Annotated in this window: 5 protein-coding genes and 1 pseudogene; 3 read left to right on the top strand and 3 right to left on the bottom strand. The window is 63.2% G+C overall.

What is annotated here, in order from left to right:
• Positions 1-127: 127 nt before the first annotated feature.
• Both JOZ00_RS19085 and JOZ00_RS19080 read right to left on the bottom strand, forming a co-directional pair.
• The gene (locus JOZ00_RS19085) at positions 128-691 is read right to left on the bottom strand and encodes a TetR family transcriptional regulator (protein WP_293346380.1); all 564 of its coding nucleotides are present in this window, start codon (positions 689-691) and stop codon (positions 128-130) included.
• Positions 692-873: 182 nt separating this feature from the next.
• Positions 874-1482 (bottom strand): TetR/AcrR family transcriptional regulator, encoded by a 609-nt coding sequence (locus JOZ00_RS19080; protein WP_293346379.1) that lies wholly within the window; start codon positions 1480-1482, stop codon positions 874-876.
• A gap of 91 nt (positions 1483-1573) precedes the next feature.
• Between JOZ00_RS19080 and JOZ00_RS19075 the strand changes: the two genes are divergently transcribed.
• The 3 genes from JOZ00_RS19075 (at position 1574) to JOZ00_RS19065 (ending at position 4062) form a co-directional block, all read left to right on the top strand.
• Entirely contained in the window at positions 1574-2746 is a 1173-nt protein-coding gene (locus tag JOZ00_RS19075; protein WP_293346381.1) for an SRPBCC family protein, read from the top strand.
• A 152-nt stretch (positions 2747-2898) separates the two neighbouring features.
• Complete coding sequence (locus JOZ00_RS19070) at positions 2899-3471, top strand: peptidoglycan endopeptidase (protein ID WP_293346377.1); 573 nt, start codon at positions 2899-2901, stop codon at positions 3469-3471.
• 267 nt (positions 3472-3738) lie between these two features.
• Positions 3739-4062, top strand: a complete 324-nt coding sequence (locus JOZ00_RS19065; protein WP_293346376.1) for a putative quinol monooxygenase — start codon at positions 3739-3741, stop codon at positions 4060-4062.
• Here the strand turns inward: JOZ00_RS19065 and JOZ00_RS19060 are convergent.
• Positions 4059-4210 (bottom strand): annotated as a pseudogene (locus JOZ00_RS19060) (IS481 family transposase); the annotation flags it as partial. The gene JOZ00_RS19065 and the pseudogene JOZ00_RS19060 overlap by 4 nt on opposite strands.

Here is a 4210-nt window from a genome sequence, read left to right as displayed (position 1 = left end):
TCCTGGTGGTAAACCGGTGCGGTGCCGCGCAATTCGGCGAAGACCTCGTCGGGAAAGCCATTCGCCCACAAGGTGGGATCGGCCAGGTCGAGTACAGATTGGGTCATGATCTGCTCCAGAGGCTTCGTCAGATGTGTTTGAGGCCGGTGATTATCACGTTCAGGCCGTGCAGGAACGTCGATTCCATCTCGTCGGTCAGCGAGGCATCCGGTGAAAGCCGATGGGCGAGTTCGACCGATCCCAGCAGGTGGATGTACAAGACGGCGTGTGAGCCAGCGAAATCGCTTGCCGCCAAACCGGATTCGTGGAGAATTCTGCGGGTCGCGTGGTCCATGTTGCGCGCGGCCTCGGTGTGTGGCCGCTGCTGCAGCAGCGCCGCGATCCCGGGCACCGAACTCAGCACCCGCCAGGCGTTGGTGTAGAGGGCGATCAGGCGCTGCTCCCAATCGCCGGCCGAGGGCACCTCGATGCTTTCGACGACGGTTTCGATCAAGAGGTCAAGCAGCTCGCTCTTGTCTTTGACGTGGTAGTAGACCGACGACGCGGAAGTGCCCGCATGAGCCGCCAGAGCGCGCATCGTGACCTTGTCGACGCCGACGTCGCGGGCGAGCTCGAGCAGATGCTTGGTCAGGTGTGCCCGATCCAGCGCGCCATAGCTCAACACAGGAGCTACGTATGCCGACTCCACCACGTCCCGCCCTTCGAACAGTGTTCAGATTAGAACACTGTTCAGATTCGAGCACGACGGATTGCCGCTGTCAACCTGCGGCAGGGCGGCCGCCCGCAAGACATAAACCACGCACAGTCGCGTCGGCGTGTTGTCTGCGTGGTTTATATGTCGCGGCGGAGGTATGACACGGCGTTACCGCCGGGTCAGTGCGGCAGGGCGGCGTGGGCGCGCACCGACGGCGCGATCCAGTCCTCGAGGAAACTCCGCAGCCTCGTGCCGGCCCGCGCGGGCCGTCCGGGATCCACGATCAGCGACTGCAGCATCCGCAGCATGACCTCCACCAGCTCGTCGAGCTTCTCGCCGGTGAATCCCGCAGCGGCCCAATCGATGTCGAATCTCTGCAAGATCGACCGGCCGAACGAAATCGCCATGTCGGATGTCACCCCCGGGGTGAATGCGCTGGCTTTGCCGGGTTGCAGCACCAGGCTGAGGTATTTGTCGTGCGCGATCTGCTCGAAGGTGTACGCGATGCCTTCCACCACGGCCTCGGTCGGGTTGTTGATCGACCCCAGATGCGCGGCCAGCCGATCGAGGAAGCTGTCGACGGACGCCAGCGCGGTCCCTCCCAGCAGTGCCTCCTGGGTCGGGAAGTAGCGATAGATGGTCTGGCGCGTCACGCCCAGGGTCTGGGCCACCTCGGAGACGCTCACGGTTCCGCGCTCGTCGATGGCGGCGCGGGCCGCGGCGAGGATGCGGGCGACGGCTTCGTCGTCATCGGCCGGGATGTCCCCGGACCAGCCGTGTCGGCGCATTGCGTGATCGTCGCACAATCCGGCATGAAGTCTTGACAATACAAACGACAATGACTGTATGGTCACGTTATCGCCGACGAAGGGAAGCGCGATGGCGTTGATCAGCGAAACTCCGGTGAGCGGCACCGACGAGACCTTGACGCGGCGCGGCCTGCGGCATGCCCTGGACGGCACCACGGACCTCGCCGACCGTGAGCTGAAGGTGCCGCTGCACTACTACCGCGACGCGAAGATCACCGAGATCGAGGAGTCGCAGATCCTGCGTCGGGTGCCCCTGGCGATCGTCCCTTCGGCGCAGGTGCCCGAGAAAAACGACTTCGTCGTCCGCTCGGTGCTGGGCGACTCGCTTCTGGTGACCCGCGACCGTACCGGCGCGAGTCACGTCTTTCTCAACTACTGCCGCCACCGTGGCGCGATGCCGGCATGCGGCTCGGGTAATGCGTCGCGCTTCGTCTGCCCCTATCACGCCTGGACGTACAAGAATTCGGGCGAGCTGTTCATGGTTCCCGGCAAGGCCGGCTTCGACTCGATGGACACCAAGGACTACGGGTTGGTGGAGCTGCCGTCGCAGGAGCGCTTCGGCTTCATCTGGGCGGTGCTCGCGGCCGATGCCACCATCGACCTCGACGCGCACCTCGGCGCCTTTGCCACCGAGCTGGCGCTGTGGGATTACGAGTCGTACGGCTATCACAAGGAGCGTGAGTTCTCGTCCGAAGTGTCGTGGAAGGGCGCGCTGGAGGCCTTCGCGGAGGGGTACCACTTCCCCTACGTTCACGGCCAGAGCCTCATCGGGCAGAACACGCTTGCGAACACGATGGTCTACGACGAATACGGCAAGCATCACCGAATCTGTTTCCCGTTCAACTGGATCACCAATGTGGACACCGTCCCCGGCGCGCCGCTGGAACCGCTGGCGAATATGGGAGTGATCTATTGGGTCTATCCGAATCTCATCCTCGCCAACAGCCCGGTTGGCGTGGAGATCATCGACATGTTGCCGGAAGGGGAGCCCACTCGCTGCACGGTCCGGCACAGTTGGATGGGCCGGATTCCCGCGACGAACGACGACATGAGGGCCGGATACGACGCCGTCTTCGAAGGGGTCCATGCCGCAGTTCGCGACGAGGACTTCGCGATGCTGCCGCAGTGTGGCGAAGGGGTCAGGCACGGCCAGCACGACCACATGATCATCGGCCGCAACGAGATCGGCGTGCAGCACATGGTCAGGGTCTTCGCCGAAGAGCTCGGTGTCGCGCTGGGCTAGCGCAGCGCGCAGAAAAATTTAGTTTGCTGAAGAAGCTTTATCGGCTTGTAATGAGTTTGCTTTGTGTAGAACCGATTCCTTTAATTCAGCGATGAATGACGTACGCCACAAAATTTGGTTGGCTATTAACCTTGTTGCTAGCGTCCCCGGCCATGGTAGTACTAGCAACATTGATGTCACTCATCAATCAGGTCTCCGGGACGCCCTATATTCCAGGTGGCGATTCCCCCGCCGGGACGGACTGCTCGGGACTCGCGTCCTGGGTGGCCAACGCGGCGACTGATCGGCCTGTTTGGGGTGACCGGTTCAACACGGGTAATGAAGAGGGCGCTTTGTTAGCGCGGGGCTTCCAATACGGCACCGCACCCAATGCGGTGGTCATCGGATGGAACGGTGGCCACACCGCGGTGACCCTGCCGGATGGAACGTCGGTTTCCAGTGGTGAGCGTGGTGGCGTGCACCTTGGTGGGCCGGGCGCCTATCAGGCCGGATTTACCCACCATATGTTCCTGCCGATGCCCGAGGACCTCGGCGCTCCGCCGCCGGACGCACCTCCGCCTCCGCCGGACGCACCGCCTCCACCACTGCCGGACGCGCCGCCGCCGCCCGCGCCGGACGCGCCGCCGCCGCCACCGGCTCTGGTCGACGCCATTGCTCCGGCACCGCCGCCCCCGCCGGCTCCCGAATTGCCGCCGCCAGGCGACCCGGGAATTCCGAATCCGTAACGAATAGGCCCGCGTGCGTGTCGTTCGATCGCAGCGAATGCATTCGACGGCACGCAACGGGCTCCCACTTTCCGGCGGTCAAGTGAAATGGTCCGAAAATCGAATAGATTGTGAGCCGGACCACTTTCACTTCCGACACTTTGGGAACCTGCAATTAGTGCGAACTTTTTAATCACCGTTTGCCCGGGCGTCGAAAAGGCGCCCGGGCACCTTTTGCTGTAACTCGAGTTTCTGTACAACGGCGCCAGCGCAGTATGCTGGCCGGCAATGATCTTCATCGTCGTCAAGTTCGAAACCAAGGCCGAGTGGACCGACCGCTGGCCGGAGTTGGTCGCCGCCTTCACCGCGGCCACTCGCGCCGAGGAAGGCAACCTGTGGTTCGAGTGGTCGCGCAGCCTGGATAACCCGGCGGAGTTCGTGTTGGTCGAGGCGTTCCGTGACGGTGACGCGGGCGGCGTGCATGTCAACAGCGATCACTTCAAGCGGGCGATGCAAGAGCTGCCGGAGGCCCTGAAATCCACGCCGAAGATCATCAGTCAAACGATCGATGCGACGGACTGGTCAGCGATGGGGGAGATGTCGGTCGACTAGCTGTACTGACCTGAGAGGTTAGGTACGCGGGTGGCGGGTGGTTGGCCTCCGAGTGCGGTGTGGCCGCGGTGGTGATTGTAGGTGTGTAGCCAGATGGGAAATTCTTCGCAGCGTTCGGCGTCGCTGCGGTAGAGCCGGGCGTATGCCC

The sequence above is a fragment of the Mycobacterium sp. genome (genome assembly GCF_019243155.1).
GTDB lineage: Bacteria > Actinomycetota > Actinomycetes > Mycobacteriales > Mycobacteriaceae > Mycobacterium.
Note: the sequence above shows the minus strand (reverse complement) of the source record. Positions and strands in the feature narration are given on the sequence as shown.

Excerpts from the sequence above, each read along its gene's own strand:
- JOZ00_RS19080 (WP_293346379.1), bottom strand. The coding sequence starts at position 1,482 with ATGCGCCGACACGGCTGGTCCGGGGACATCCCGGCCGATGACGACGAA.
- JOZ00_RS19075 (WP_293346381.1), top strand. The coding sequence starts at position 1,574 with ATGGCGTTGATCAGCGAAACTCCGGTGAGCGGCACCGACGAGACCTTG.
- JOZ00_RS19070 (WP_293346377.1), top strand. The coding sequence starts at position 2,899 with ATGGTAGTACTAGCAACATTGATGTCACTCATCAATCAGGTCTCCGGG.
- JOZ00_RS19065 (WP_293346376.1), top strand. The coding sequence starts at position 3,739 with ATGATCTTCATCGTCGTCAAGTTCGAAACCAAGGCCGAGTGGACCGAC.